This is a genomic window from Variovorax sp. 01N429 (genome assembly GCF_056399425.1).
This window is the reverse complement of record NZ_JBFTRG010000002.1, coordinates 14,346-39,594: the sequence shown is the minus strand read 5'-3', so window position 1 is coordinate 39,594 and position 25,249 is coordinate 14,346. Positions and strand designations below refer to the sequence as shown.

General features: G+C 65.7%; 22 protein-coding genes and 1 riboswitch. Of the genes, 15 read left to right on the top strand and 7 right to left on the bottom strand.

All coding sequences use genetic code 11. The annotated features are described in order from the left end of the window. The first annotated feature begins 20 nt into the window (after positions 1–20). Both AC1DSF_RS03415 and AC1DSF_RS03410 read left to right on the top strand, forming a co-directional pair. The gene (locus tag AC1DSF_RS03415; protein ID WP_478123478.1) at positions 21–806 is read left to right on the top strand and encodes an enoyl-CoA hydratase/isomerase family protein; all 786 of its coding nucleotides are present in this window, start codon (positions 21–23) and stop codon (positions 804–806) included. Between the two features lie 7 nt (positions 807–813). Next, a complete protein-coding gene (locus AC1DSF_RS03410; protein ID WP_478123477.1) occupies positions 814–2,370 on the top strand; it encodes a malonate--CoA ligase in 1,557 nt (518 codons plus the stop codon). A gap of 41 nt (positions 2,371–2,411) precedes the next feature. Here the strand turns inward: AC1DSF_RS03410 and AC1DSF_RS03405 are convergent, their stop codons facing one another. The 3 genes from AC1DSF_RS03405 to AC1DSF_RS03395 all read right to left on the bottom strand — a co-directional run bounded on the left by AC1DSF_RS03405 (position 2,412) and on the right by AC1DSF_RS03395 (position 3,746). Next, complete coding sequence (locus AC1DSF_RS03405; protein WP_478123476.1) at positions 2,412–2,837, bottom strand: universal stress protein; 426 nt, start codon at positions 2,835–2,837, stop codon at positions 2,412–2,414. A 346-nt stretch (positions 2,838–3,183) separates the two neighbouring features. Then, positions 3,184–3,522, bottom strand: a complete 339-nt coding sequence (locus tag AC1DSF_RS03400; RefSeq protein ID WP_478123475.1) for a cell division protein ZapA — start codon at positions 3,520–3,522, stop codon at positions 3,184–3,186. After that, positions 3,522–3,746, bottom strand: coding sequence for a DUF904 domain-containing protein (locus AC1DSF_RS03395; protein ID WP_478123474.1), 225 nt, complete (start codon positions 3,744–3,746; stop codon positions 3,522–3,524). The genes AC1DSF_RS03400 and AC1DSF_RS03395 overlap by 1 nt, the downstream gene beginning before the upstream one ends. Before the next feature lie 35 nt (positions 3,747–3,781). Then, positions 3,782–4,021: riboswitch (cobalamin riboswitch) on the top strand. Positions 4,022–4,203: 182 nt separating this feature from the next. Between AC1DSF_RS03395 and AC1DSF_RS03390 the strand changes: the two genes are divergently transcribed. From AC1DSF_RS03390 to AC1DSF_RS03355, 8 genes are read left to right on the top strand one after another with little or no spacing between them, the layout of a single operon-like run. After that, complete coding sequence (locus tag AC1DSF_RS03390; protein WP_478182338.1) at positions 4,204–5,985, top strand: TonB-dependent receptor domain-containing protein; 1,782 nt, start codon at positions 4,204–4,206, stop codon at positions 5,983–5,985. Continuing rightward, entirely contained in the window at positions 5,982–6,554 is a 573-nt protein-coding gene (locus AC1DSF_RS03385) for a bifunctional adenosylcobinamide kinase/adenosylcobinamide-phosphate guanylyltransferase (RefSeq protein ID WP_478182337.1), read from the top strand. The genes AC1DSF_RS03390 and AC1DSF_RS03385 overlap by 4 nt, the downstream gene beginning before the upstream one ends. Beyond that, the gene (locus AC1DSF_RS03380) at positions 6,551–7,414 is read left to right on the top strand and encodes an ABC transporter substrate-binding protein (RefSeq protein WP_478123471.1); all 864 of its coding nucleotides are present in this window, start codon (positions 6,551–6,553) and stop codon (positions 7,412–7,414) included. Before AC1DSF_RS03385 ends, AC1DSF_RS03380 begins: the two co-directional genes overlap by 4 nt. Before the next feature lie 16 nt (positions 7,415–7,430). Beyond that, a complete protein-coding gene (locus AC1DSF_RS03375) occupies positions 7,431–8,435 on the top strand; it encodes a FecCD family ABC transporter permease (RefSeq protein ID WP_478182336.1) in 1,005 nt (334 codons plus the stop codon). Next, positions 8,435–9,223: an ABC transporter ATP-binding protein gene (locus tag AC1DSF_RS03370; RefSeq protein WP_478182335.1), complete on the top strand. Its 789-nt coding sequence runs from the start codon at positions 8,435–8,437 to the stop codon at positions 9,221–9,223. The genes AC1DSF_RS03375 and AC1DSF_RS03370 overlap by 1 nt, the downstream gene beginning before the upstream one ends. A gap of 17 nt (positions 9,224–9,240) precedes the next feature. Then, complete coding sequence (gene cobO / locus AC1DSF_RS03365) at positions 9,241–9,810, top strand: cob(I)yrinic acid a,c-diamide adenosyltransferase (RefSeq protein WP_478182334.1); 570 nt, start codon at positions 9,241–9,243, stop codon at positions 9,808–9,810. A gap of 19 nt (positions 9,811–9,829) precedes the next feature. Further along, the gene (gene cbiB / locus AC1DSF_RS03360; RefSeq protein WP_478182333.1) at positions 9,830–10,774 is read left to right on the top strand and encodes an adenosylcobinamide-phosphate synthase CbiB; all 945 of its coding nucleotides are present in this window, start codon (positions 9,830–9,832) and stop codon (positions 10,772–10,774) included. Then, on the top strand, positions 10,771–11,760 hold the full coding sequence (locus tag AC1DSF_RS03355; RefSeq protein ID WP_478182332.1) for an aminotransferase class I/II-fold pyridoxal phosphate-dependent enzyme: 990 nt from the start codon (positions 10,771–10,773) through the stop codon (positions 11,758–11,760). The genes cbiB and AC1DSF_RS03355 overlap by 4 nt, the downstream gene beginning before the upstream one ends. Positions 11,761–11,877: 117 nt before the next feature. On the opposite strand, the gene iaaH is transcribed toward AC1DSF_RS03355, so the two are convergent. The 4 genes from iaaH to AC1DSF_RS03335 form a co-directional block, all read right to left on the bottom strand. Beyond that, entirely contained in the window at positions 11,878–13,401 is a 1,524-nt protein-coding gene (gene iaaH, locus AC1DSF_RS03350) for an indoleacetamide hydrolase (protein ID WP_478144626.1), read from the bottom strand. A 96-nt stretch (positions 13,402–13,497) separates the two neighbouring features. Beyond that, positions 13,498–14,274, bottom strand: coding sequence for an alpha/beta hydrolase family protein (locus AC1DSF_RS03345; RefSeq protein WP_478123464.1), 777 nt, complete (start codon positions 14,272–14,274; stop codon positions 13,498–13,500). Next, positions 14,258–15,415, bottom strand: a complete 1,158-nt coding sequence (locus AC1DSF_RS03340; protein WP_478144627.1) for a DUF3182 family protein — start codon at positions 15,413–15,415, stop codon at positions 14,258–14,260. Before AC1DSF_RS03340 ends, AC1DSF_RS03345 begins: the two co-directional genes overlap by 17 nt. Positions 15,416–15,534: 119 nt before the next feature. Next, the gene (locus AC1DSF_RS03335; protein ID WP_478123462.1) at positions 15,535–16,449 is read right to left on the bottom strand and encodes a LysR family transcriptional regulator; all 915 of its coding nucleotides are present in this window, start codon (positions 16,447–16,449) and stop codon (positions 15,535–15,537) included. 180 nt (positions 16,450–16,629) lie between these two features. Between AC1DSF_RS03335 and AC1DSF_RS03330 the strand changes: the two genes are divergently transcribed. The 5 genes from AC1DSF_RS03330 (at position 16,630) to AC1DSF_RS03310 (ending at position 25,246) form a co-directional block, all read left to right on the top strand. Next, positions 16,630–17,490, top strand: coding sequence for an alpha/beta hydrolase (locus tag AC1DSF_RS03330; RefSeq protein WP_478123461.1), 861 nt, complete (start codon positions 16,630–16,632; stop codon positions 17,488–17,490). Between the two features lie 244 nt (positions 17,491–17,734). Next, positions 17,735–18,976, top strand: a complete 1,242-nt coding sequence (locus AC1DSF_RS03325; protein ID WP_478123460.1) for an efflux RND transporter periplasmic adaptor subunit — start codon at positions 17,735–17,737, stop codon at positions 18,974–18,976. 25 nt (positions 18,977–19,001) lie between these two features. Continuing rightward, on the top strand, positions 19,002–22,244 hold the full coding sequence (locus AC1DSF_RS03320; RefSeq protein ID WP_478123459.1) for an efflux RND transporter permease subunit: 3,243 nt from the start codon (positions 19,002–19,004) through the stop codon (positions 22,242–22,244). 2 nt (positions 22,245–22,246) lie between these two features. After that, positions 22,247–23,722: an efflux transporter outer membrane subunit gene (locus AC1DSF_RS03315; protein WP_478182331.1), complete on the top strand. Its 1,476-nt coding sequence runs from the start codon at positions 22,247–22,249 to the stop codon at positions 23,720–23,722. Between the two features lie 54 nt (positions 23,723–23,776). Next, a complete protein-coding gene (locus AC1DSF_RS03310; protein ID WP_478182330.1) occupies positions 23,777–25,246 on the top strand; it encodes a cobyric acid synthase in 1,470 nt (489 codons plus the stop codon). Positions 25,247–25,249: the final 3 nt, after the last annotated feature.

The window sequence follows — 25,249 nt, the reverse complement described above, 5'->3', positions numbered from 1 at the left end:
AAAACAAGGAGACAAGCCGGATGGCAAGTTCGATCACGCTGCGCGGCGAGGGTCCGATCGCGGTCGTGACGCTGACGAACGCAGGACGCCTGAACGCCATGTCGCGAGCGATGTGGCGCGAACTGCGCGCCGTGTTCGAAGGATTGGCGCAAGACGCATCCTTGCGCTGCGTGATCGTGCGTGGGGAGGGCGGGGCCTTCTGCGCAGGGGGCGATATTTCCGAATACCCGTCGTTCCGCTTCGACGAAGGCAGCCTTCGCGAATTCCACGAGAACGAAGTCTGGGCTGCATTGGCGGCCATGCTCGCTTGCGAAGTGCCGCTCATCGCACAGATCGAGGGTGCCTGCATGGGTGCGGGCGTCGAAATCGCAAGCTGCTGTGACATTCGGCTGGCTGGCGAATCGGCGAAATTCGGCGCGCCGATTGCGAAGCTGGGTTTTCCGATGGCGCCGCGCGAGGCTGCGCTGGTCAGCGGCGCGCTCGGCGATGCGCTCGCGCGAGACATGTTGCTCGCGGCGAGCGTTCATGGTGCAAAACGCCTGTATGAGGCGGGGTTTCTTCTCAGCGTGGTGCCCGACGCGGAGTTGCCGGCGGCAGCGCTCGCGCATGCGAAACGTGTCGCGGCTCTCGCGCCGGAAGCCGCCCGCCTCAACAAACGCACCTTGTCGGCGCTTCGGCGCTCCGCTGCCGTGGATGGGGAAGACCCGATGGCGCCGTTGGTGGCGGTCGCTTATGACTACGCCGACTCCGACGAACATCGCGAAGGCATTGCTGCCTTCCTTGCCAAACGCAGCCCCGCTTTTTGAACCCGCCATGACCGAAACGACGACAAACGCCAATCTCTACGCCGCATTGCGCGCCGCTTTCCCCTCCGATCTGGACAAGATCGCGGTTGAAACCGACGACGGCCTTTTCTATTCATGGCGCGATCTCGTGCGGGCAAGCGCGATGATTGCGAATCTGCTCGATTCGCTCAAGCTCGAGAAGGGCGCTCGCATCGCGGTACAGGTCGAAAAATCGGTCGAGGCCATGCTGCTCTATCTCGCGAGCCTGCGCGGGGGCTATGTCTTCGTGCCACTCAACACGGCCTATCGCGCTGCGGAGATCGAATATTTCATCGGCAACTCGGGGCCGGCAGTGGTCGTCTGCAGCAGCGCCAATGCGTCGTGGGTCGCGCCCATCGCAAAGAGGGCCGGCACGCGCCACGTCTTCACGCTCAACGACGACCGCACCGGCACGCTGCTCGAAAAAGCGGCGCAGTGCGGCGACCAGCACGCCGTGGCGCCAAAGAGCGCCGACCACATCGCGGCCATCATCTACACCAGCGGCACGACGGGCCGCAGCAAGGGCGCGATGCTTTCGCATGGCAACCTGCTGTCGAATGCGCAAGTGCTCAAGGACTACTGGGGCTGGCGGAGCTCGAGGCAGGGCGGCGACGTGCTCATCCACGCGCTGCCGATCTTTCATGTGCATGGGTTGTTCGTCGCCATTCACGGCGCGCTGATCAGCGGAAGCCAGATGATCTGGCTGAACCGCTTCGACGCGCAGCGGGTGGTGGCGCGCCTGCCCGATGCGACTGTGTTCATGGGCGTGCCCACGCTCTACGTGCGCATGCTGGCCGAGCCGGGCCTGACGCGCGACGCGTGCAGCAATATGCGTCTTTTCATTTCGGGATCGGCACCGCTGTTGATCGAGACCTTCAACGAATGGCGTGACCGGACCGATCACACGATTCTGGAGCGCTATGGAATGAGCGAGACGGTCATGCTCACCTCCAACCCTTACAGCGCGGTGCAAGGCGAGCGCCGAGGCGGGACGGTGGGCTTTCCGCTGCCCGGCGTCGCATTGCGCGTGCACGATGATCGTGGAGAGCCTTGCGCGACTGGCGAGATCGGCAACATCGAAGTGGACGGTCCCAATGTGTTTTCCGGCTATTGGCGCATGCCGGAGAAGACGAAGGAAGAGTTCACCGCCGATGGCTACTTCAAGACCGGTGACGTCGGCAAGATTGACGGCCTGGGCTACGTCACCATCGTGGGACGCAGCAAGGATCTGATCATCAGTGGGGGCTACAACGTCTACCCGGCGGAAGTCGAGGGCTACATCAACGAGATGCCAGGCGTCGCCGAAAGTGCCATCGTCGGCGTGCCGCATTCGGACTTCGGCGAGGTGGGCGTTGCGATCGTGATTCCGCGCCCTGGCGCTTCGGTCGACGGTGAACGTGTCATTGCCGAATTGAAAGCGAAGCTGGCCAATTTCAAAATTCCCAAGCGCTGCTTCGTGGTGCCCGAGCTGCCTCGCAACGCGATGGGCAAGGTGCAGAAGGCGCTGCTGCGCGAACAGCACAAGGACCTGTTCGGCAGCGCCTGAAGCCGTCGCGCTGGCTCGCGCTGAATCGCGGTAGCTTTCGCTTATTGCACCAGCAGCACCGAGACGTCAGTCTCCGACACCACCTTGGTCGCGACGGAACCCATGAGTGCGCGGCCCAGGATGCCGTGGCCATGCGTGCCCATCACGATCAGCTCGGCCCCCAAGCTGGTGGCCGCGTTGATGATCTCTTCCGCGGCATGGCCATGGCGCCGGTCGATCGTGTAGTTCGTGATGTTGTGTTCGGCGAGCTGTGCTTCGAGCGGCTCGACCACCTTCGCGGTTTCTTCGGCGTAGTAGTCGGAGATCACGCCCTTGCTGAGATGCCGCGCCACGTGTCCGGGCACACCGACGCAGACGTGCACCATGACGAGCTCGTTGCCTTCGACGAACATGCCGCGATGCCGGGCCAGGTAGTCGATGGCCTTCCTGGTGTGCGAACTGCCGTCGACGGCGATCAGGATTTTCATGCTGTTCCTTTGGTTGTGAGCTCTACACGCGACGGCCATCGATGGCGACGGCATGCGCTGCGTGCCGACTTTATACGGCACGTCGTGAACGACCAAAAAAAAGCCACGATCCCGAACAGGGCCGTGGCTTTCTCAAATGAGGTGTCTGCGAGTGAGGCCGGACTCGCATCCTGAACCGGGGTTCAGGTGGGCGAGGGCAGCAAGGCTTCGGGTTCATCTGACGCGAGATGATCACACCCGCCAAGCGATATACCAAGCCCTGCTCGGTAGAGCATTGGAACAAGGACATATAGAGCCCGACACGCACCGCAGACAAGGTGGATTTTACGCCTCTCGGGCGCTGTGGCTAGAGCAAATGTCCATCGCCCGCGAGGGCCTGATCGAGCCGCTGAATCAATTGCGCGGCACGGGCCTCGTCGGCAGGGTCGTCGGCTGCATCTCCCGCGACGGCGGGGGCGGGCGCCGGAGCCGTAGCTGGTTGTGCCTCTCGTTGCACGAGGTCGAACGCCAGATTGAGCGAAGCCAGCACGGCGATGCGGTCGCGGGCCTTGACCTTTCCTGCATCGCGAATCTTGCACATCGCGGCATCGACGCGTTCGACGGCTTCACGCAATTGCGCTTCGCCGCCTTCGGGGCAGCCGAGCAGATAACCCTGGCCCATGATCTGGACTTCGATTTGTTTCATCAACGTGAGCTTGCGTCTTGAGTGGGATCAGCCGGTAGCTGTTCGAGCAGCGCATCGAGCCGCGTGCGCGCGGCGGCAAGCCGCGATTTGAGCGCGTCGCGTTCGCGCGTGAGCGCGTCCACCTGGTCCTGAAGCAAAGCGTTGGTGCGCTGTACTTCTTCGTGGCGCACGAGCAGGCGTTCGACGCGCTCGGCGATCTGGTCAATACGGCTCGGTGCGGGCATGGGGTGCGATTGTAGTTTCCGGGGCAGGCGGACACCCTACAATTCCACGCGTTGGTGCTCGCTGCGTGGTTCACGCGCCGCAGTTCAACGGGAAGCAGGAGTCGAGGTCCCCCGGGACCGAGCCAGCCTGCGCTGCCCCCGCAACGGTCAAGCAGTCGGCGCCCATCGGGCGCCACCTTCGTCAATCAGCCACTGGGTGCCCTGAAACAGGCATCTGGGAAGGCGACGAGGGCCGTACTGCCAGCCCGGATACCGGCCAACGAGGCGGCTGCCGCATGCGCAAGCGTGCAGCAGCCATGACGTCCAAGCGTTGGCGGGGAAGCCGGCGAAGGACATTGATCTTTGTTGTCTCCTCATGAATCACTGCGTTTTTTCCGCGCCCGCCCAGAGGTGTGCTCGTCCGTGGCCGCTCGCGCGCCTTCGTTCGGTTTCCCTGGCTGTCGTCGCCTTGACGGGCATGACATCGACGGCCATGGCCCAGAGCGCCAATCCCACGCTCCCCGAAACCGTCGTGACAGCGACGCGCACGCCCACTCGCACCAACGATCTGGTGTCGGACACCGTCGTCATCGACCGCGCTCAAATCGAAGAGCAGTCGAACCGCACGCTGCCCGAAATCCTCGCGCGAATTCCGGGCATCCAGATATCGTCGACCGGCAGCGGACCCGGCAAACAGACTGGCGTGCTCATCCGCGGGGCCGAGAGCCGTCACACCATCTTGCTGATCGATGGTGTGCGCTACGGCTCCGCGACGCTCGGAACACCGTCCTGGGACAACATCCCGGTCGAGATGATCGACCACATCGAAGTGGTGAAAGGCCCGGTTTCCGCGCTCTACGGCAGTGACGGGGTGGGCGGCGTGGTGCAGATCTTCACGCGCAAGTCCACTCGGGCCGAGGACCTGTTCGTCCCCCGCGTGTCTTCGACGATCGGCACGGACAGCTACAAGCAGATCGCCGGCGGCTTCAGCGGCGCGTCCGGGGCCGCGACCTACGCGCTCGATGTTCAGCGCACCTTGGTCAACAGCATTTCGGCGACGAACAGTCGCGTGCCGTTCAACAACTACAACCCCGACCGCGATCCCTTCAACCAGAGCGCCGCGAACGCATCGTTCGGCTATCAGTTCAACCCGGACTGGAAGTTCGATGCCGGCCTGCTGTATTCCGATGGCCTGAACCACTACGACGACGGCCTGGGCCGCGACACGCGCGGCGTGCAGCGCACGCAGAACGGCTACGCCGGCGTGCGCGGGGCTGTGACATCGAACTGGACCACGCAGCTGCGATACGGCCGCAGCGACGACGACACGCACGCCATCGTGGCTGCGCCGGGGAACGTTCCGGGTCTTTTCGAGACGACGCAAAACCAGTACCTGTGGCAGAACGACATCATCACGCCCATCGGCACGGTGCTCGCGGGCTTCGAGCGTCTCGAACAAAAAGTGAACAGCGACACACCCTATACCGTGATCGATCGCGACATCGACTCGGTCTTTGTCGGCCTCAATGGCAACGCGGGTCCGCACAGTTGGCAGGTCAACGGGCGGCACGACAGCAACTCGCAGTTCGGCGACCATGACACGTGGTTCGCGGGCTACGGGTACCGCTTCACCGAGAACTGGCGCGTCAACGTCTCGCATGGCACCAGCTTCGTCGCGCCGTCTTTCAATCAGCTCTACTACCCGGCGTTCGGCAACCCCAACCTGAAGCCGGAAGAGGGCGAGAACACCGATCTCGGAATCACGTGGACACAGGGCGCGCACACCGTGAAACTGGTGGCGTATCAGAATGACATCGATGGGTTCATCACGAACACCACGCTGCCCCAGAACATTCCCCGGGCACGCATACAGGGTGCGACGCTGAGCTACGATGGCCAATACGGCGACCTTGGATTGCATGCAAGCTACGACTCCCTCGATCCGAAAAACGAGATCTCCGGCAAACAACTGCCGCGCCGCGCGAAGGATGTTGCGACGCTTGGCGCTGACTACGCCGTCGGCCCGTGGAAGTTCGGCGGCTCGGCGCTCTACGTGGGCAAGCGCTATGACGATGCGGCCAACAAACTGGTGCTCAACGCCTACACGACGGTCGACCTCTATGCCGAATACCGCGTCTCGAAAAACTGGTCTGTGCAGGGACGCATCGTGAACGTCGGAGACGCAACCTACGAGACCGCCTATGGCTATAACCAGCCCGGACGCGGCTTCTTCCTCACGGTGCGGTGGCAACCCAAGTGACCACGGCTTGCCGCGAACTGATCCTCGGCGGCCAGCGCAGCGGCAAGTCGCGCCGCGGCGAGAAACTCGCTGCGGCGTGGCTCTCTTGTTCGGTGGCGCATCGCGCTGTCCTCGTCGCGACGGCACTGCCGCGCGACGATGAAATGCAGGACCGCATTGCGCGGCATCGCAGCGATCGCGCAGTGCGCGTGCCGGCAATGGTCACCATCGAGGAGCCATTCGCGCTTGCGGAGGCGATTCGGGCGCACAGCACGCCTGAGACCTTGGTGCTCGTCGATTGCCTCACGCTCTGGCTCACCAATCTGCTGATGCCGGCGGACACTGTGGTCGGCCTCGATGAGGCTGCGGCGGAGCCTGCCAGTGCGGCGCTCGTGCGAGAAATCAGCGCGGCGCGAGGTCCGCTGGTGCTCATCGGCAATGAAATCGGCCTCGGGGTGATTCCGCTCGGACGCGACGTCCGCGCTTTTGTCGATGCACTCGGGCGCCTCAACCAGGAAGTCGCGGCGGCTTGCGATCGCGTCACGTTCATGGCGGCCGGGCTGCCGTTGACCTTGAAGGAGCCCGCGTGAATTGCCTCGCGAGACTGTCTATTGCCGCGTTCCTCGCCGTCTTTGTGGTGACGGCGCAGGCTGTCATCGTGACGGACGAGCGCGGCGTGGGCGTCGACATCCCGAAGCCGCCACAACGCATCGTGACGCTGCTGCCATCATTGACCGAGTCCGTCTGCACGCTCGGCGCATGCGATCGACTGGTCGGCGTGGACCGCTATTCGAACTGGCCCGCATCCGTGCGGCTCTTGCCGCAGGCGGGCGGAGGCATCGATCCGAATGTCGAGGCCATCGTCGCGCTCAAGCCCGACGTCGTGCTGCTCGCAAAATCTTCGCGTGTGACCGAACGACTGGAAGCCTTGGGGCTCAAGGTGGTGGTGCTCGAACCCAAGAACCATGCCGATGTGCGGCGCGTGCTGGAGGCGCTTGCCCGATTGCTGGGCGCTGGCGATGCGCAACAGGTCTGGCGCACCATCGACGCCAGCGTCTCCGCGGCGGCGCAGTCGCTGCCAGAGGGCGTGAAGCACACGCGTGTGTACTTCGAAGTGAACAACGGGCCCTATGCGGCCGGCGAGTCTTCATTCATCGGCGAGACGCTCACGCGGCTCGGTGCAAGGAACATCGTCCCTGCATCGCTCGGTCCGTTTCCCAAGCTGAATCCGGAGTTCGTCGTGCGCGCCGATCCTGACCTCATCATGGTGGGCGAGCGCAGCGGGCAAGGCATGGAACAGCGGCCGGGCTGGGGCCATATCAAGGCCGTTCGCAGTGGGCGTATCTGCCGCTTCACCGCGGATGAATCGGACGTGCTGGTGCGGCCCGGACCGCGCATGGGCGAAGCTGCAAGGCTGATGGCGCAATGCCTGTTGGCGAAGGCGCCGTGATGCGGGCGGAGGGCCGATGAAAAGCCAGCATCGCCGCGCGCTCGCGCTCGGCATCGCCTTGCTGGTCCTGGGCGCCGCCGTATTGATGCTCGGCGCGGGTGTCGGGAGCACGGGATTCGAAAGCGTCCTCAGGGCCTGGGGCGATCCGGTTGCGCTGCAGATCGTCTGGGACATCCGGCTTCCGCGAACCCTGGGTGCGTGGCTCGCGGGCGCGCTGCTCGGGTTCTCGGGCGCCGTGGCGCAAGGGCTCTTCCGAAATCCCCTGGCCGATCCCTACTTGCTGGGCAGCGCGTCCGGCGCATCGCTCGGCGTGGCGCTCGCGCTGTGGATGTTCGGTGCTTCGCCGACCAGCATGCAATGGGTGGCACGCCTCGGGGTGACGGGCGCTGCCTTCCTTGGCGCCGTCCTGGCGGTGATGTTCACGCTGGTGCTGGCGCGAGGCGTTCAGCAAACGCTCCGGCTCTTGCTCGCAGGGGTGATCGTCGGCGTGGTGCTCGGCGCGGTGAAAGACTTGATCACCATTGCATCGACCGATGTCCTGCAGGCGATCCAGGGCTTCATGCTCGGCAGCACCGGCCTGGTGGGCTGGAGTGCCTGCGCGGTGATGGGCGGCGTGGGGGTGATCTGCCTTCTGCTCGGATGGGCGCTCGCGCCCGTGCTCGATGGCCTGGCGCTTGGCGAGTCGACGGCGAGCAGTCTGGGGCTTCCGCTCGGAGCGATGCGAGCCGCACTCGTCGCCGTGCTGGCGCTGGCAACGGGTGCAGCTGTCGCGCAGACGGGGCTGATCGCTTTCGTCGGGCTGGCGGCGCCGCATCTGGTGCGCTCCGCGGTCAAGACGACGCATGCGCGGCTGATCCTGCTGTCGAGTGCGATGGGCGGTCTGCTGCTGATGTCGGCCGATCTGCTCGCGCGCTGGCTGGTGGCGCCGCAGGAACTGCCCGTCGGTGTGCTGACGGCTGTGCTCGGCGGGAGCTATCTGCTCTGGCTCATGCATCGGCGGCGCGCGCGGGGGGGCATGTGATGGCGCAGGTCGCGATTGGCGAACTGGCGCTGGAGGCGCGGCATCTCAGTGCGGCGCTCGGCGGCAACGAGGTGTTGCACGGCATCGATCTCGCCCTGGCTCAGGCTCGATGGACGAGCATCGTCGGACCGAACGGTGCCGGAAAGTCGACCTTGCTCAAGGCCATTGCGGGGCTCTTGCCCTGCGAAGGCGAAGTGCGCTTGCTGGGTCAGCCGCTTTCGGCAGTCACCGGCCGCGCGCGCGCGCGGCGGATGTCCTGGCTCGGCCAGGGCGGTGCGGGCGAGGGCAGCGCGGACGACCTCATGGTGTTCGACGTCGCGATGCTGGGCCGCCTGCCGCATCAGCGATGGCTCGCGACTCCGAGCGAAGCCGATCGCGCAGCGGTCGAACACGCATTGCGCAGCACCCAGGCTTGGGAGTGGCGCGACAGGCCGCTCGGGCACCTGTCGGGCGGTGAACGCCAGCGGGTGTTGCTGGCCCGCGCGCTGGCCGTCGAGGCCGACGTGCTGCTGATGGACGAACCGCTCGCCAACCTCGATCCGCCGCACCAGGCGGACTGGATCCAGACCACCCGCAGTCTCGTCGCCAGTGGCCGAACCGTGATCAGCGTGCTGCACGAACTCAACGTCGCACTGGCCGCCGACGACATGGTGCTCATGGCGCAAGGGCGGGTGATCCATCATGGGCGTTGCGGCGAGGCGGCCACGCACAGCGCACTGGAATCCGTATTCGATCGCCGCGTGGCCGTTCACAGCGTGGCGGGCCACTGGATGGTCATTCCCCGCTAGCAAACTTCCGAGAACTCATGCAAATCGAAACACCTCCCAGCGAAAAGCCGTACGAAAAACCCGAAGGCGAGCGCCGCGGCATCGTCATCGTCAACACCGGCGACGGCAAAGGCAAGAGCACTGCGGCTTTCGGCTTGGCGCTGCGGGCGCATGGCCGCGGCAAGGCGGTGAAGATCTTTCAGTTCATGAAGGTGCCCAGCGCGCGATTCGGCGAACACCGCATGTTCGAGCAGATCGGCATCCCGATCGAAGGTCTGGGCGACGGCTTCAGCTGGAAGAGCCAGGACCTGGAGCACTCCGCCCAGCTTGCGCGTGACGGATGGCAGAAGGCGAGGGCGGCCATCCTCTCCGGCGACTACTTTCTCGTGGTGCTCGACGAGATCACCTATCCGCTCATCTACGGCTGGTTGCCACTTGATGGCGTGCTCGAAACACTTCGTACGCGGCCCAAGGAAGTGCATGTGGTGCTGACTGGCCGGCGCTGTCCGCCGGAGATCATCGAACTGGCCGACACCGTGACCGACATGCAGATGGTCAAGCATGCGTTCAAAGCCGGCATTCCGGCGCAGCGAGGCATCGAGGACTGACGAGGGAAGAAGGCGCGGGATGTCGGCCTTGATCTCGATAGCGGCCCTCTGGCTTGCGCTCGCCATCGATCGCTGGCTCGGCGAGCCGGCTGCACGCTGGCATCCGGTGGTCTGGATGGGGCGCTATCTGGACGGCGCCGGAAAACGCATCGCGCCGATGGCTGGTACGCCCGAGCGCAAGTTCGCGGCATTTGCCGGAGGTGCGATCGGCTGGTGTGTGGGTGCCGCCCTGGCCCTGGCCGTCGCGTGCCTGTTGAATCGGATTGCGAGCAAGGTTCCAGTTTGGGCCGCAATATTGCTGATCGGAATTGCCCTGAAGCCGTTGCTTGCGTGGCGCATGCTGTGCGACGAAGTGCTGGCCGTCGAGGCCGCGCTCGGCACATCGCTTGAGGCGGGCCGCGTACAGCTTGCGAGACTGGTGAGCCGCGACGCGAGTGCATCGAGCGGCACCGAGGTTCGAGAAAGCGCCATCGAGTCCTTGGCGGAGAACCTCAACGATTCCGTGGTCGCGCCGCTCTTCTGGTTCGTGCTCTTCGGCCTGCCGGGCGCGGCGGTCTATCGCTTCGCCAACACTGCCGACGCGATGTGGGGCTATCGGGGTGATCGCGGCGGCCGGCAGTGGGAGTGGGCGGGCAAATGGGCAGCTCGCGCGGACGACGTTCTGTCTTGGATTCCTGCGCGACTCACGGCGATGCTGCTGTGGGGTCGGGTCGGCTTCTCGGCTTGCCGGCGAGAAGCGGCCAGGACCCCTTCGCCGAACAGTGGGTGGCCGATGGCGGCGATGGCGCTGCGGCTGGGCGTGCGGCTTGCCAAGCCGGACGTCTATGCACTCAACGCGGCGGGCCGGGAAGCAACTGCGAGCGACACCGTCGACGCCATCGCCTTGGCTTCGCGCGCAGTCGTGCTGGCTGCCGTATGCGCCACGGTCGTGGCGTGGGGCAGGGCGGCATGGAGCCAAGGATGAGCATGGTTGAAGCGATCGAGCCAATGCATGGAGGCCCGGACGCGCGCGGCACGGTGCCGCATGATTTTTCGACCAACAGCAATGCTTGCGGACCCTGCCCGGAGGCACTGCTGGCGGTGCGACGGGCGGATGCCAGCCGCTATCCGGACCCGCTCTATGCGGCGCTGCGCGAACGACTGGCGCGCTTTCACGGCGTCGAGGCCGGGCGCATCGTGATTGCTGCGAGCGCGAGCGAGTTCATCGGCCGCATCACCGCGGCGGTGGCGCGTCGCGGCGGACGGTGCGTGCGCGTACCGGCGTATTGCTATGGCGACTATCTTCGTGCGGCGAGCGCATGGGGACTTGAAGCGGTCAAGGCCGATCGTGCAGACCTGGTCTGGTATTGCGATCCATCGAGCCCGCTGGGCCAGCCGTGCACTGAATTGGCTGAAGTCGTCGAAATGCCGACCTGCAACGCGGTCCGCGTGCTCGATCTCGCCTACGAACCGCTGCGGCTGGAGGGCGCGTTGTCGCTCACCGCCGAGGGGCTGGACGCGGTATGGCAACTATGGACGCCCAACAAGGCGTTCGGCCTGACCGGCATTCGCGCCGCCTACGCAATCGCGCCCGTCGTCGCGGACGAAATGGTTTTGGACATGAACCGGCTCGCGCCTTCATGGCCGCTGGGTTCGCACGGCATTGCGTTGCTTGAGTGCTGGACCAGCGACACGGCGCAGCATTGGCTCAACGAGAGCCGGACCACGCTGCGGATGTGGAAGTCAGCGCAAATTGCCCTGTGCGAATCGCTCGATTGGCATTGCCTCCCCGGCGTCGCCAACTATTTTTGTGCGCAGCCAAATATCCCGTATTCGATGGATCGGGTTGAAGCGCTCAGAGCGGTGGGCATCAAGCTCCGGGACACGGCTTCGTTCGGCTTGCCCGGACATGTGAGGCTCGGCGTCCTGCCTCCGGCCAGCCAGGAGGCGCTGCGCCGCGCCTGGTGTTGATTGGGCGGCGCCGGGCCACGGCGACGGTACGGACCTACCTGCGACGCATCTTCGACAAGCTGGGCATTGAAAGACGCTCGGCGCTTTCGGGCTGGGCGAGGCGCTGAGCCGCAGGGTCTACTTCGCCTTCGGCGGCGGCAAGCGGCCCAGCTCGCGTTCAACCGCCAGCCCGATGGCCAGAAGCTTGCGGTCGCTGCCTGCCGGCCCGTCCAGTTCCAACCCCACCGGCAAGCCTGTCGTGGCGCCCAGGCCGGCGGGCAGTTGTATGCCCGGGATGCCTGCATTGCTGCCCGGGTCGGTGTTCTGGATCAGCGCACTGAAGTTCTCCGGGCTGCTGGCCTCGGGCGTCGCCGCCAGCGCCACACGCGGCACGGTCGGAAAGATCAAAGCATCGAGCTTGTTCCTCGCGAACGTCTCGGCGTAGAGCTTCTGCAATTGCGGTCGAGCGACGCGCATTGCGTTGTCGTAGGCGGGCTTGGCGTCGACTACGCCATTGGCGGCCGGCAACTTGCGCGGCATCACCAGTCCTTCGAATGTGCCCTTGACGTCCGGGCTGGCGATGCCCGCCGTCAGCTTGGCAATGTCGATCCCTGTCGGGTACCTGGCGAGGTAGGCCACCATGTCGTCGTGTGCTTCGTAAAGCGCCACGGGGAAGCCGACTGCTCCGTTGATTTCCATGAGATGGGGCATGTCCACGTCCACCAGCGTCACGCCGGCGGCGCGCAGCTTGTCCAGCGCGGCATCGGTGGCGGCCTTGGTGTCGGCATCCAGATTGGCGTAGAAGGCCGGCACCACGCCGAGACGCACCCGCTTCAAACTGGCGGCCTCGATAGGCTTGCCGCCAGCGATCACCCGATCGAGAAGCGCAACGTCGGCCATGGACAAAGCCATCGGGCCCGCCGTGTCGCGCGTGTGCGAAATGGGCGCGATGCCCTGCTGCGAGTAGCGTCCGACCGTCGGTCGCAGCGAAGCGCAGCCGTTGAAGGCGCATGGGATGCGCACGGAGCCGCCCGTATCGGTGCCGAGAGCGGCCGGTGCCATGCGGGCGCCGAGCGCCGCGCCGTTGCCGGAAGACGAGCCGCCGGCGATCCGTGTCGGGTCGTAGGCATTGCGCACGCCGACCTCGGGACCGCTCTGGAAAGTGGGGTTGTAGCCAGTCACCCCAAAGGCGAGCTCGTGCATGTTCGTCTTGCCCATGATGACTGCGCCGGCCGCCCGCAGCTTGGCGACCACGGGCGCATCGGAGGTGGGCACGAAGGACTTCAGCGCTGGCGTCCCGGCCGTGGCGGGCAAGCCCTGCACCTGGATGTTGTCCTTGATGACGATCGGCAGCCCCGCCAGCGGCTTGCACGGACCGCCGCGTTTTCTGGCCGCATCGGCAGCCTTGGCAGCCTTCAGGGCGCCGGCTTCGTCGAGCGTGACGAAAGCGTTGAGGTTTGTTCTGGCCTTGGCCCGCGCCAGATAGGCGGAGACCAATTGCTCGCTGCTCAGCGAACCGGCGCACAGTTGCCGCACGGCTTCGCTCGCAGTCAGCGTGGCGATGTCCGGAGTGCCGGATGCGGCGCGCGCCGTCGGCGACAGGGCAGCAACGCACAGCAAAGGAAGGGCCAAGACTGCAGATGCGGATTTGGGGATGAACATTGGCGATCTCCGATAGAGGGTTCGCCATGCTGCGCCCTTTGCGCTGCGCCGTCTGTCATCGAAATCGATGACACGCCAATTCCCGCTACGCAGCGCTCAGGCGGGGCTGTCCGGCGCGGGTCGCAGCAGCCCGGCCGCGGCACGGGCGCCCAGCGTCATCTCGGTCATCCATGAGACCAGGAGCATGCCGTAGGCCTGGCGGCTTCGCTCGTCAGACAGCGCATGATCGGCTCCGGCGATGCATCGATAGGTGACCGATTTGACATGCTTGAAGGCGCCCAGATAGCTCTCGATCACGGCGTGGGGCACGGTCTTGTCGTTCTCGGATTCGACGATGAGCGCGTCGCCTCGGAATTGCGCACAAGCGGCCAGCGCGCGGTTGTCCGGCGGCGCCACGACGGACCTTCGGTACTCCGCCAGATCGCTGCGGCTCAAGTCTCCCTTCGGAACGTTCCAGTCGGCGTCCCGGTAGAGGGCCGGAACGCGAAGCGCCAGCCACCGGACAGGCCGAAGCGTCGTGGCGATGGCCGCGAGGTAGCCGCCGTAGCTGCTCCCGACAATGGCGATCGATTCCGGATCGACAGTGGGATGGTGAACGAGAACATCGTAGGCGGCGAGCACGTCCCGCAGGTTCTCCTCGCGGCTCACCGATTGCCGTTGGGCGACATGCCGGGCGTGGCCGCGCAGGTCGAACGTGAGGCAGACGCAACCCAGCGCGGCGATCTCGTGCGCGCGCGCCTTGTATTGCTCCTGGCTGCCGTCCCAGCCATGCACGAGCAGCACGCCGGGCACGGCGTTCGAGGCAGCGACCAGCGTGCCCTCGATGTGCTGCCCGTCCACGGCGATCTCGACCTGTTTATGCCGGGTCGCCATGGGCTTCTACAAAGCTGTATTTCATCAATCGGCCCACGTCCGGGTCATGGCCGCTGTAGTTGACGCAGGCTCCGGGCGGAAGCTCGGCTTCGCCGAACACCTCGAAGCACGATGCGCGCACCAGCGAGCGCTCGGGCTGCGTCTTGAAGACTTCGAGCGCTGCCACTTCCGCGCCGGTCGCGCCGCCGAGACGCCATGACTGCTCCAGCACGCCCGAACGCCATTGGCCTGCATCGTCATGGCCTTGTGCGACGTCGTAGTTGATGCGCGACGCCATGAAACCGGGAAAGCTCTCGACCACGGCTGCGTGATAGACCGCTGCCTGCTCGATCGCCAATTGCAGCGAGGGTTGAAGCTGCAACTGGTCGAGCGCATCGAAGCCGCCTCGCACGGCGGTCAGGTCGGAGCCTCCGTAGACCCAATGTCCACGATGGTTCTGCGTGAGCCGCTGCAGGCCGTAATAGCTGATGGTCAGCCCGCCGATCTTCACCTGACCGACGCTGAGGGTGCGCGGGTCGTGGAGATTGCGCTCGAGGACGACGCCGTCCGTCGCGATGTCCGGAATGTTGGCCAGCGTTCGGTCGAGAGAAGCGGCGTCCCTCACCACTGTCTGCCCATTGCCGCCCGTGGCTCGCACCGGTTTCAGCCTGACATCGCCTTTGGACAACAGCACACGGCCGGCGCGGCGCGCATCGGCTTCGCTGAATGCGGTCGTGCCGGGCAAGACGCACTTGCGGACGCGCGGTGCAAACGATTCGACCCAGTCACGCGGGCCTTCCGCGCTGTCATCGTGCAGCGGATGGCTGATGGCCTTGGTCGCGACATAGCGGAAGGGCACCGCGCCGCCGAAGAAATCGTCTTCGCTGCGAATGCCGATGGCCTGCGCCCGGTGGGTTTCCACGGTATCGCTCGGTACGAAGTACAGGGGGCCCGGCGGCGGCGGACGATGGCTCACCAGCCCGTAGTACTGCAGCCCCCGCAATGCGGCGATGCGTTCGGCGAGAGCGCGTCGCGTGAGGCGCTCGTGTTCGCCGCAGTAGTTTGCCGAATCGATGACCCACTCCATCACATATCCGGCTTCCCCAAGCGCAGGGTCGCCAGATGCCTGGCGCGGGATCTGCTCGTTCCGCAAGCTGTTCATGTCGCCTCCTCACGGGCAAACTGCTCGCCAAGTGCACACCGCCGTGTCGGAGGAAGGCGCATGACACTGCGCGACAAGGCTGCAATGCGCGCCTTCCGCCGCTACTTCCTCCGCCGACTTCAAATGCGCTGCAGTTGCGGATGCTTCGCGAACAGTTCCGCGGCCCAGTCGACGAAGGCGCGAACCTTGGCGCTCAGGTGCCGGTTGGGCGGATACACCACATGCACCGGAAGCGGCGGCCGGGTCCAGTCCGGCAGGATCTGAACCAACTCGCCGCTGGCAATGTAAGGCTCCGCCATATAAGTAATGACCTGTGAGAGGCCGAAGCCCCCCAGCACGGCCGTCATGTGCGCATTGCTGTCGTTGACGGAGACGCGATAGGGCCCCGCGATCTCCAGTTGCTCTTCGCCGCGATGGAATTCATGTGGATACACGCGGCGGGTGCTGCCGGAGAAGAAGCTCACCACGAGGTGGCGCTTTTCGATGTCCGAAGGGTGCTGCGGCACGCCATAGCGCTTGATGTATGCGGGCGAGGCCACGGTCATCCAGGGCAGGTTGCCGATGCGCCGGGCCACCAGTGACTGGTCGGTCAAATCGCCGCCCCGAATCACGCAGTCGACGTTGTCCGTAATGAGGTCGACGGGCCGATCGCTGACCCCCACGTCGACCTGAATGTCCGGATAACGGTCGCAAAAGGTTGCAAGCGACGGCAGGATGACGAGCCGCGCCATTGACGAGCCGACATCGATCCGCAATCGCCCCGTGGGATTGGCCTGCGCGTTGGTCATGCTCGACTCGATGTCGTCGAAGTCATTCAGCAGCCGGGCGGTGCGTTCGTAATAGGCGGCGCCGTCAGGCGTGACAGTGACGCGCCGCGTCGTGCGATTGAGCAGCTTCACGTGCAGGCGCGACTCCAGCGCCTGGATCTGCTTGGTGACGGTGCCTTTGGGCAGGCCGAGCGAATCCGCTGCGCGGGTGAAAGTGCCTGCCTCGACGACGCGGACAAAGATCCGCATGGCCTGGATCTGATCCATCTATGCTGCTCCTGGGATGGGACGGGCGCCAGTTGGCGGGGGGGCCGGGGGAGCGGGATTCTCACACGGCCTCTCAGGTCGATTGTTCTTCCAATGGAAACAGAGTGGGGTCCGGTGTCTGGTTGCAGCAACGGACCAGAGACTTATATTCCACCTATCGTCCATCCACAGAGGTCGTCCATGTCAACCCCAACATCCCCGTCGATCGCCGAAGGCTCCCCGGCCACCGTGCGGGATGCCGAAAAGGACATCCGCATCGAACTGCCCGGCCGCGAGGCGGTACGGGCCCGCGTCTACGGCGAGCGCGCCAGGGGTGCCACGGTGCCGCTGGTGCTGCATTTCCATGGCGGCACCTTTGTCTGCGGTGACCTGGACAACGGCCGCAATGTGGCCCGGCTGCTGGTCGGCGCCGGTGCGGTGGTGGTGTCGCTGGACTATCCACTCGCCCCGAAGGCTCCGTTCCCCGAACCCATCGAAGTCGGCTTCGCGTCGCTCGAGTGGCTTTACAAGCAGCGGACCAAACTGGGCGGCAAGGGCGCGGAGGTGTTTCTTGCTGGCGAAGAGGCTGGCGGCAACCTGGCCGCGGCGGTCGCCCTGATGGCGCGCGACCGGTCACATCCTCCGCTGGCCGGGCAGATCCTGCTGTCGCCGATGCTTGACCCGTGCACGGGAACGGCATCGCTGCGGCAGGCGAAAGGCGATGCCGTGCAGTGCCGCTGGGCGTCGGGCTGGCAGGAGTACCTGAGCCGACCCGTCAATGCGACGCACCCCTATGCGGTTCCGGGCGGCTCGCTCAGGCTGGCCCAGGTGGCGCGAACGCTGGTGCTGGTCGGCAAGGACGATCCGATGCGCGACGAAGCCCTGGCCTTTGCGCAGCGGCTGGGCGGGGCCGGCATCGACGTCAGCGCCAATGTGCTGCCCGCCGCTTCGAACTGGCCCGAAGCACTGTTCAAGCCCGACGACCCCGGCTGCGCGGCCTGCGAAGCTGTCGTTCAGAAACACTTCCGCGAGTTTTTCAGCGCGGCACCGCCGCCTCACTGAGCGGCGACGCACGGCAGACGTGCGCCGAGATCCCGTTGCGCGGGATGGACCCCGAAAGCTGAGGTGACCTCACCTCGATCGGTGCGATGAACGACCGTCGCACCGGTGACGCTTTCGTCTGCGCAACGCTATTTCGGCACACGCCCCCGCGCTCCCAAGTCGATCCCCATGTTTTTCCCGCTGTCCTGCGCTACCCGCGCGGGAGGGCGATTTGCATCCCAAGAAGTCTCCAAAAGGACGAACCATGTCGAACTCCAAGCTTTCTTCCCTGACCCGGCGCGGTCTCTGGCCGGCAGTGACCGGCGTCACCGCCATCGTCGCCATCGCGTCCGCAGCGCTCGGCTTTCACAGCCTCAATGCCCAGGCCAACAGCCCGAGCGCTTCGGCGCCACAGGCGGTGCCTGTGTCCGTGGCAACGGTGGCGGCGAGCGACATCAACACCTGGGACGAGTTCTCGGGCAGGCTCGAAGCGGTCGAGCGGGTGGACGTGCGATCCAGGGTCGCCGGTGCGGTGCAGGCCGTGCATTTCCGCGAGGGCGCGTTGGTCAAGTCGGGCGAATTGCTGATCACGATCGATCCGGCGCCGTACGCCGCCGAGGTGGACCGCGCCGAAGCGCAAGTCGCTTCGGCTCAGGCGCGGGTGGCCTTCACCCGCAGCGAGCAGGAGCGTGCACGCCGTCTTTGGGCCGAGCAGGCGATTGCCCAGCGCGAGCTCGACGAACGCACCAATGCCGGTCGCGAGGCCGAGGCCAGCCTGCGCGCGGCGCAAGCATCCCTGCAAAGCGCGCGGCTCAATCTCGGCTACACGCAGGTCCGAGCGCCGGTCGCCGGGCGCATCGGCAAGCTGGAGGTGACGGTGGGCAATCTGGTGGCGGCCGGCCCCGGCGCACCGGTGCTGACGACGCTGGTTTCCGTCAGCCCCATCTACGCGAGCTTCGACGCTGACGAGCAGATCGTGGTGCGCGCGCTCAAGGACTTGCCGGGAGGCTCGAGCGCCCGTTCGACCATCGAGGGCATCCCTGTGCAGATGGGCACCGCCGGCACGGACGGCACGCCCTACGTCGGCCGCTTGCAGCTCATCGACAACCAGGTCGATGCAAAGAGCGGCACCGTGCGGGTGCGCGCGGCCTTCGACAACAAGGACGGCGCGCTCATCCCTGGACAGTTCGCGCGCATCCGCATGGGCCAGGCGCACAGCGACATGGCCTTGCTCGTGAACGAGCGCGCGGTCGGCACCGACCAGAACAAGAAGTTCGTGATGGTCATCGGCGAAGACAACAAGGCCGAGTACCGCGAAGTCGCGCTCGGTGCGCCCGTCAACGGCTTGCGCGTCGTGACCAAGGGGCTCAAGCCAGGCGAGCGCGTGGTGGTCAACGGCCTGCAGCACATCAGGCCCGGCGCGATCGTGACGCCGCAGACCGTGACGATGGACGCCAAGTCCGAGATAAGCCCGCAAACACAGCGCGTCGCGGACGCGAAATCCTGATCCCGGCCATGACGGGGGAATCACCATGAATCTTTCCAAGTTCTTCATCGACCGGCCGATCTTTGCCGGCGTGCTCTCGCTCCTGATGCTGATCGCGGGCCTGATCGCGCTGCGCGGGCTGCCGATCTCCGAGTATCCCGAAGTGGTGCCGCCATCGATCGTGGTGCGGGCCAACTACCCCGGCGCGAACCCGAAGGTGATCGCCGAGACCGTGGCCACGCCGCTTGAGGAATCCATCAACGGGGTCGAAGGCATGCTCTACATGAGCAGCCAGGCCACTACCGATGGCCTGCTCACGCTGACGGTGACCTTCAAGCTCGGCACCGATCCCGACAAGGCGCAGCAACTGGTGCAGAACCGCGTCTCGCAAGCCGAGCCCAGGCTGCCCGAAGAAGTGCGCCGGCTCGGTATCACGACCATCAAGAGCTCGCCAGATCTCACGATGGTGGTGCACCTGCTGTCGCCCAACGGCCGCTATGACATGACCTACCTGCGCAATTACGCGGTGCTCAACGTCAAGGACCGGCTGGCGCGCGTGCAGGGTGTCGGCGACGTGCAGCTGTTCGGCTCCGGTGACTATTCGATGCGCGTCTGGCTCGATCCGCAGAAGATGGCGCAGCGCGGACTTTCGGCAAGCGACGTAGTGCGAGCCATCCGCGAACAGAACGTGCAGGCAGCCGCGGGCGTGGTCGGTGCATCGCCGGGCCTGCCGGGTGTGGACATGCAGATTTCGATCAACGCACAAGGCCGCCTGCAGACCGAGGACGAGTTCGGCGACATCATCGTGAAGGCCAGTTCGGACGGCGCCGTGACGCGGCTGCGTGACGTGGCGCGCCTCGAGCTCGGTGCGTCGAGCTATGCGCTGCGCTCGCTGCTCGACAACAAGGATGCCGTCGCGGTCCCGATCTTCGCGGCGCCAGGCTCGAACGCGATTCAAATCTCGAACGACGTGCGCGCCACGATGGCCGAGCTGAAGAAGAACATGCCCGACGGCGTGGACTACAGCATCGTGTACGACCCGACGCAATTCGTGCGCGCCTCGATCGAATCGGTGATCCACACGCTGCTGGAGGCCATCGCGCTGGTGGTGCTCGTGGTCATCCTGTTCCTGCAGACGTGGCGCGCGTCGATCATTCCGCTGCTTGCAGTGCCCATTTCGGTGATCGGCACCTTCGCGGTGATGCATGTCTTCGGCTTCTCGATCAACGCGTTGAGCCTGTTCGGTCTGGTGCTTGCGATCGGCATCGTGGTGGACGACGCGATCGTGGTCGTCGAGAACGTGGAGCGCAACATCGAGGCTGGCCTGAGTCCGCGCGAAGCGACTTACCGGGCCATGCGCGAGGTGTCGGGGCCGATCATCGCGATCGCGCTGGTGCTGGTCGCGGTGTTCGTGCCACTGGCTTTCATCAGCGGCCTGACGGGGCAGTTCTATCGACAGTTCGCGCTGACGATTGCCATCTCGACCGTGATCTCGGCGATCAACTCGCTGACCTTGTCACCGGCGCTCGCGGCATTGCTGCTGCGCGGCCACGATGCGCCCAAGGATGCGCTGACGCGCGGCATGGACCGTGTGTTCGGCCGCTTCTTCCGTGGCTTCAACCGGGTGTTCCACCGCGGCGCCGAGGGCTACAGCAGCGGCGTGAAGGGGGCTATCTCGCGCAAGGCGCTGATGATGGTGATCTATCTCGCGCTGGTGGGCGTGACCTTCGGGCTCTTCAAGGCAGTGCCCGGCGGCTTCGTGCCCGCGCAGGACAAGCAATACCTGATCGGCTTCGCCCAGTTGCCTGATGGCGCCACGCTCGACCGTACGGAAGAAGTCACGCGCCGCATGAACGACATCGTGATGAAGCAGCCGGGGGTGGAGCACGCAATCACCTTCCCGGGCTTGTCGATCAACGGCTTCACGAACAGCTCGAACTCCGGCATCGTCTTCGTGAGCCTGAAGGACTTCGACGAGCGCAAGGCTGCGAACCTCAGCGCAGGTGCCATCGCCGGGCAGCTCAACGCGCAGTTCAGCCAGATCCAGGATGCATTCATTGCGATCTTTCCGCCGCCGCCGGTCCAGGGGCTGGGGACCACCGGCGGATTCAAGCTGCAGTTGGAAGACCGGGGCTCACTGGGCTACGCGGCCATGGATGGCGCGGTGAAGGCGTTCATGGCCAAGGCCTACCAGACGCCGGAACTCGCGGGCATGTTCACGAGCTGGCAGGTCAACGTGCCGCAGCTCTACGCCGACATCGACCGCACGAAGGCGCGCCAGCTGGGCGTCTCTGTGACGGACGTCTTCGACACCATGCAGATCTACCTCGGCAGCCTGTATGCGAATGACTTCAATCGCTTCGGCCGCACGTACAGCGTGCGTGTGCAAGCCGATGCGCCGTACCGGGCTCGCGCCGAGGATGTCGGCCTGCTCAAGGTGCGTTCGGCCAGCGGCGAGATGGTGCCTTTGTCCGCGCTGATGAACATCCAGCCGAGCTATGGGCCGGAACGCGCGATGCGCTACAACGGGTTCCTTTCGGCCGACATCAACGGGGGACCGGCGCCCGGCTTCTCGTCGGGGCAGGCGCAGGCCGCCATCGAGCGCATCGCCGCGGAGACGCTGCCCAAGGGCATCAGCTTCGAGTGGACGGAGCTGACCTACCAGGAGATCCTTGCAGGCAACTCCGCGCTGTGGGTGTTTCCGCTCGCGATCCTGCTGGTGTTCCTGGTGTTGGCCGCGCAGTACGAGAGCCTCACACTGCCGATTGCCATCATCCTGATCGTGCCGATGGGCTTGCTCGCGGCAATGACGGGTGTGTGGCTGTCGAAGGGCGACAACAACGTCTTCACGCAGATCGGACTGATGGTGCTCGTCGGGCTCTCGGCGAAGAACGCGATCCTGATCGTGGAGTTCGCGCGCGAGCTGGAGTTTGCCGGGCGCTCGCCGATACAGGCAGCGGTCGAGGCAGCCCGGCTACGGCTGCGGCCCATCCTGATGACTTCGATGGCGTTCGTCATGGGTGTGCTGCCGCTCGTGTTGTCCACGGGTGCGGGCGCCGAGATGCGCAAGGCCATGGGCATCGCGGTGTTCTCCGGAATGATCGGCGTGACGGCTTTCGGTTTGTTCCTGACGCCCGTCTTCTATGTGCTGCTGCGGCGCATGACGGGCAATCGCCCGCTCAGGCTGCACGGCGAGGTGCCGCATGTCGACGCATTCGCTACCGCGCCGGCTGGCGGCGGACCGCTGCGGCCGATGCCCGCCGCACCCCTGAAGTCTTTGGAAAGCTGATCATGAAAAACAAGACACAAGGAAACGCAAGTCCTTGGCGCGCGGCATTGCTGCCGCTTCTCGCGGCACTGGTGCTCGCCGGTTGCGCGAGCACGCCGGCCGAGCCGCCATCCTTCACGCCGCCAGCGCAGTTCAAGGAGTTGGCAGCCAAGCCCGGCGAAGGCGCCTGGACGCGCACCCAGCCTGCGGAGGCGCAACCACGCGGTGAGTGGTGGCGCGCCTTCAACGATCCGGTGCTGGACAAGCTGATCGAAAGCGCGAACGCCCGCAACACCAACATCCAGGCTGCGGCTGCGCGCCTTGCCGAAGCGCGTGCCTTGGCTCGCAGCACCGATGCCGATCGGTCGCCGCAGCTTCGCGCAGTGGCGGGCGGAGTGCGCAGCGCCGGGCTGGACCGCAACCTGAGCCCGAAGCCCTCGTCGCTCATCACCGCGGGGGCCGATCTGTCGTACGAGGTCGATCTGTTCGGCAAGCTCTCGCGAGCAAGCGATGCAGCGCGCCTTGATGCGGATTCGCGCGAGGGACTGCTGCAGAGCACGCGGCTGCTGATCGAGGCCGAAACGGCTCAGACCTATCTGCTGCTGCGCTCGGTCGACGCTGAACGCGAGTTGGTGCGCGACACGGTCGAGGCTTACCGGGACACGCTGAAGCTCACCCAGAGCCGCCAGCGAGCGGGCGACATTGCCGAGCTCGATGTTGCGCGTGTGGAGACCGAAGTCGCTTCCACGGAGTCCGATGGCCTCACGCTCGATCGCCGTCGGGCCGAACTGGAACACGCGCTCGCCGTCCTCGCCGGAGACAACGCCTCGGAGTTCGGCGTGACGACCGAGAGCTGGTCGACGGCATTGCCGACGATCCCGGCTGGTGTGCCCGCGACGGTGCTGACCCGCCGGCCGGACATCTCCGCCGCGCAGAAGTCGGTGCTGGCAGCGCAGGCGCGCGTCGGCGTCGCGCAAGCTGCGTGGTTCCCGAACATTGCACTGACGGCCGGCGGCGGTTATGCGTCGTCCGACTTCAGCGATCTGCTCAATTGGTCGGCGAAATCGTGGGGAATCGGTGCGCTGCTCGCCTTGCCGATCTTCGATGGTGGACGGCGCGAGGCGGGGGTGCAGAACGCGTCAGCGCAACTCGATGGTGCGCTCGTCAGCTATCGGGCCCAGGTGCTGGAGGCTTTCAGGGAAGTCGAAGACCAGCTCTCGTCACTGCGCATTCTTTCGGAACAGTCCCAGGTGCAGGGCAGGGCGGTGACGTCCGCGACCAGGGCGACGGCGCTGTCGAATTCGCGCTATCGCAATGGGCTGGTCAGTCAGCTCGATTTGCTCGACGCCCGCCGCCAGGAACTGCAGAACCGTCGGCAGGCATTGCAAGTGCGCTCGGCGCAATACCAGGCGACGGTCAGCCTGATCCGCGCCTTGGGCGGGAGCTGGGATACGCAAGTCGCTGCAGGGGATTCGAGCGCGCACGTCGCGACGCGCTGAGACGGGCCATGGGCCGATGAGCCTGCGCGGCTCGCGTGAAGGACAATCGCGCCCATGATTTCCAATGTGCCAGGGCCTCGAGCCCGCTGCGTCATGGTGCTGGGCACCACCAGCGGCGCTGGCAAGAGCTGGATCGCGACTGCGCTGTGTCGCTGGTATGCGCGGCAGGGGCTCAAGGTGGCGCCTTTCAAGGCCCAGAACATGAGCAACAACGCGCGGGTCGTGCAGGGTGGCGAGATCGGCAGCGCCCAGTACTTCCAGGCGCTTGCCGCTCGCGCCGAGCCTGACGTGCGCATGAATCCCTTGCTGCTGAAACCCGAGCGGGATACCCACAGCCAGGTCGTGCTGCTGGGGCAGGTCAGCCCCGAATTGACCGCGCTTCCGTGGCGCGGGCGCAGCGAACGCGTCTGGCCGCAGATCGCCGGTGCGCTCGATGAGCTTCGCGCGGAGAACGACGTCGTCGTCATCGAAGGCGCGGGCTCGCCGGCCGAGATCAACCTGATGGCGAGCGACATCGTCAACTTGCGCGTTGCCCGCCACGTGAATGCGCGCTGCCTGCTGGTGACCGACATCGACCGCGGCGGTGCTTTCGCGCACCTCTACGGCACCTGGGCGCTGATGCCGCCCGCTGAGCGTGACCTGCTGGCCGGCTTCGTGCTCAACAAATTTCGCGGCGATGAATCGCTGCTCGCGCCGGCGCCGCGGCAACTGCAGGATCTGACCGGTGTGCCGACCGTTGCGACCCTGCCGATGTGGTGGCAGCACGGGTTGCCGGAAGAAGACGGGGTGTTCGATGACCGCAGCACCGCCAGCGGCGAGGTGACGCGCACGATCGCCGTGGTGGCCTATCCGCGCATCAGCAACCTCGACGAGTTCCAGCCGCTCAAGAACATTGCCGGCGTGCGACTGCAATGGGCGCGCAGCCCTGCCGATGTGGCGGGCGCGGACTGGATCATCCTGCCCGGCTCCAAGCACACCAGTGGCGACTTGGCCTGGATGCGCCAGCAGGGCCTGGACCGCGCGGTGACCGCACATGCGGCGCGCGGCGGCGCGGTGCTCGGTGTCTGCGGCGGACTGCAGATGCTGGGCGAGGCGCTCATCGATCCGCACGGCGTCGATGGCAACGGGCCGGGGCTCGGACTGCTGCCGGTGGTCACGCTGTTCGCGTCGGACAAGACCGTGCGCCATCGCGAAGCCACCTTCGCGTCAGTGTCTGGCGAATGGGCTGCGCTGTCGGGCATCATCGTGCGCGGCTATGAAATTCACCACGGGCAGACGGCCGAGCATGCGGCCATGGCTGCGGCGGGCGATCGCGCCGTCGCCGTCATGCCTGACCAACTGGCTTGGCAGAATACGGCGGGCAATGTGCTCGGGCTCTATCTGCACGGCCTGTTCGAGGATCCGAAGGTGCTGCAGGCGCTTTTCGGTGTCGCTGCCCGCACCCTGGACACCGTGTTCGATGGCCTCGCCGACCATGTCGACGCCCACTTTCAACCGGGTGTGCTCCGTTCCCTGATCGAATGACCG

Excerpts from the sequence above, each read along its gene's own strand:
- iaaH (WP_478144626.1), bottom strand. The coding sequence starts at position 13,401 with ATGTTCATCCCCAAATCCGCATCTGCAGTCTTGGCCCTTCCTTTGCTG.
- AC1DSF_RS03405 (WP_478123476.1), bottom strand. The coding sequence starts at position 2,837 with ATGAAAATCCTGATCGCCGTCGACGGCAGTTCGCACACCAGGAAGGCC.
- AC1DSF_RS03315 (WP_478182331.1), top strand. The coding sequence starts at position 22,247 with ATGAAAAACAAGACACAAGGAAACGCAAGTCCTTGGCGCGCGGCATTG.
- AC1DSF_RS03375 (WP_478182336.1), top strand. The coding sequence starts at position 7,431 with ATGAAAAGCCAGCATCGCCGCGCGCTCGCGCTCGGCATCGCCTTGCTG.
- AC1DSF_RS03415 (WP_478123478.1), top strand. The coding sequence starts at position 21 with ATGGCAAGTTCGATCACGCTGCGCGGCGAGGGTCCGATCGCGGTCGTG.
- AC1DSF_RS03395 (WP_478123474.1), bottom strand. The coding sequence starts at position 3,746 with ATGCCCGCACCGAGCCGTATTGACCAGATCGCCGAGCGCGTCGAACGC.
- AC1DSF_RS03410 (WP_478123477.1), top strand. The coding sequence starts at position 814 with ATGACCGAAACGACGACAAACGCCAATCTCTACGCCGCATTGCGCGCC.
- AC1DSF_RS03355 (WP_478182332.1), top strand. The coding sequence starts at position 10,771 with ATGAGCATGGTTGAAGCGATCGAGCCAATGCATGGAGGCCCGGACGCG.
- AC1DSF_RS03390 (WP_478182338.1), top strand. The coding sequence starts at position 4,204 with ATGACATCGACGGCCATGGCCCAGAGCGCCAATCCCACGCTCCCCGAA.
- AC1DSF_RS03340 (WP_478144627.1), bottom strand. The coding sequence starts at position 15,415 with ATGAACAGCTTGCGGAACGAGCAGATCCCGCGCCAGGCATCTGGCGAC.
- AC1DSF_RS03320 (WP_478123459.1), top strand. The coding sequence starts at position 19,002 with ATGAATCTTTCCAAGTTCTTCATCGACCGGCCGATCTTTGCCGGCGTG.
- AC1DSF_RS03335 (WP_478123462.1), bottom strand. The coding sequence starts at position 16,449 with ATGGATCAGATCCAGGCCATGCGGATCTTTGTCCGCGTCGTCGAGGCA.
- AC1DSF_RS03370 (WP_478182335.1), top strand. The coding sequence starts at position 8,435 with ATGGCGCAGGTCGCGATTGGCGAACTGGCGCTGGAGGCGCGGCATCTC.
- AC1DSF_RS03400 (WP_478123475.1), bottom strand. The coding sequence starts at position 3,522 with ATGAAACAAATCGAAGTCCAGATCATGGGCCAGGGTTATCTGCTCGGC.
- AC1DSF_RS03330 (WP_478123461.1), top strand. The coding sequence starts at position 16,630 with ATGTCAACCCCAACATCCCCGTCGATCGCCGAAGGCTCCCCGGCCACC.
- cbiB (WP_478182333.1), top strand. The coding sequence starts at position 9,830 with ATGTCGGCCTTGATCTCGATAGCGGCCCTCTGGCTTGCGCTCGCCATC.
- AC1DSF_RS03310 (WP_478182330.1), top strand. The coding sequence starts at position 23,777 with ATGATTTCCAATGTGCCAGGGCCTCGAGCCCGCTGCGTCATGGTGCTG.
- AC1DSF_RS03325 (WP_478123460.1), top strand. The coding sequence starts at position 17,735 with ATGTCGAACTCCAAGCTTTCTTCCCTGACCCGGCGCGGTCTCTGGCCG.
- AC1DSF_RS03345 (WP_478123464.1), bottom strand. The coding sequence starts at position 14,274 with ATGGCGACCCGGCATAAACAGGTCGAGATCGCCGTGGACGGGCAGCAC.
- cobO (WP_478182334.1), top strand. The coding sequence starts at position 9,241 with ATGCAAATCGAAACACCTCCCAGCGAAAAGCCGTACGAAAAACCCGAA.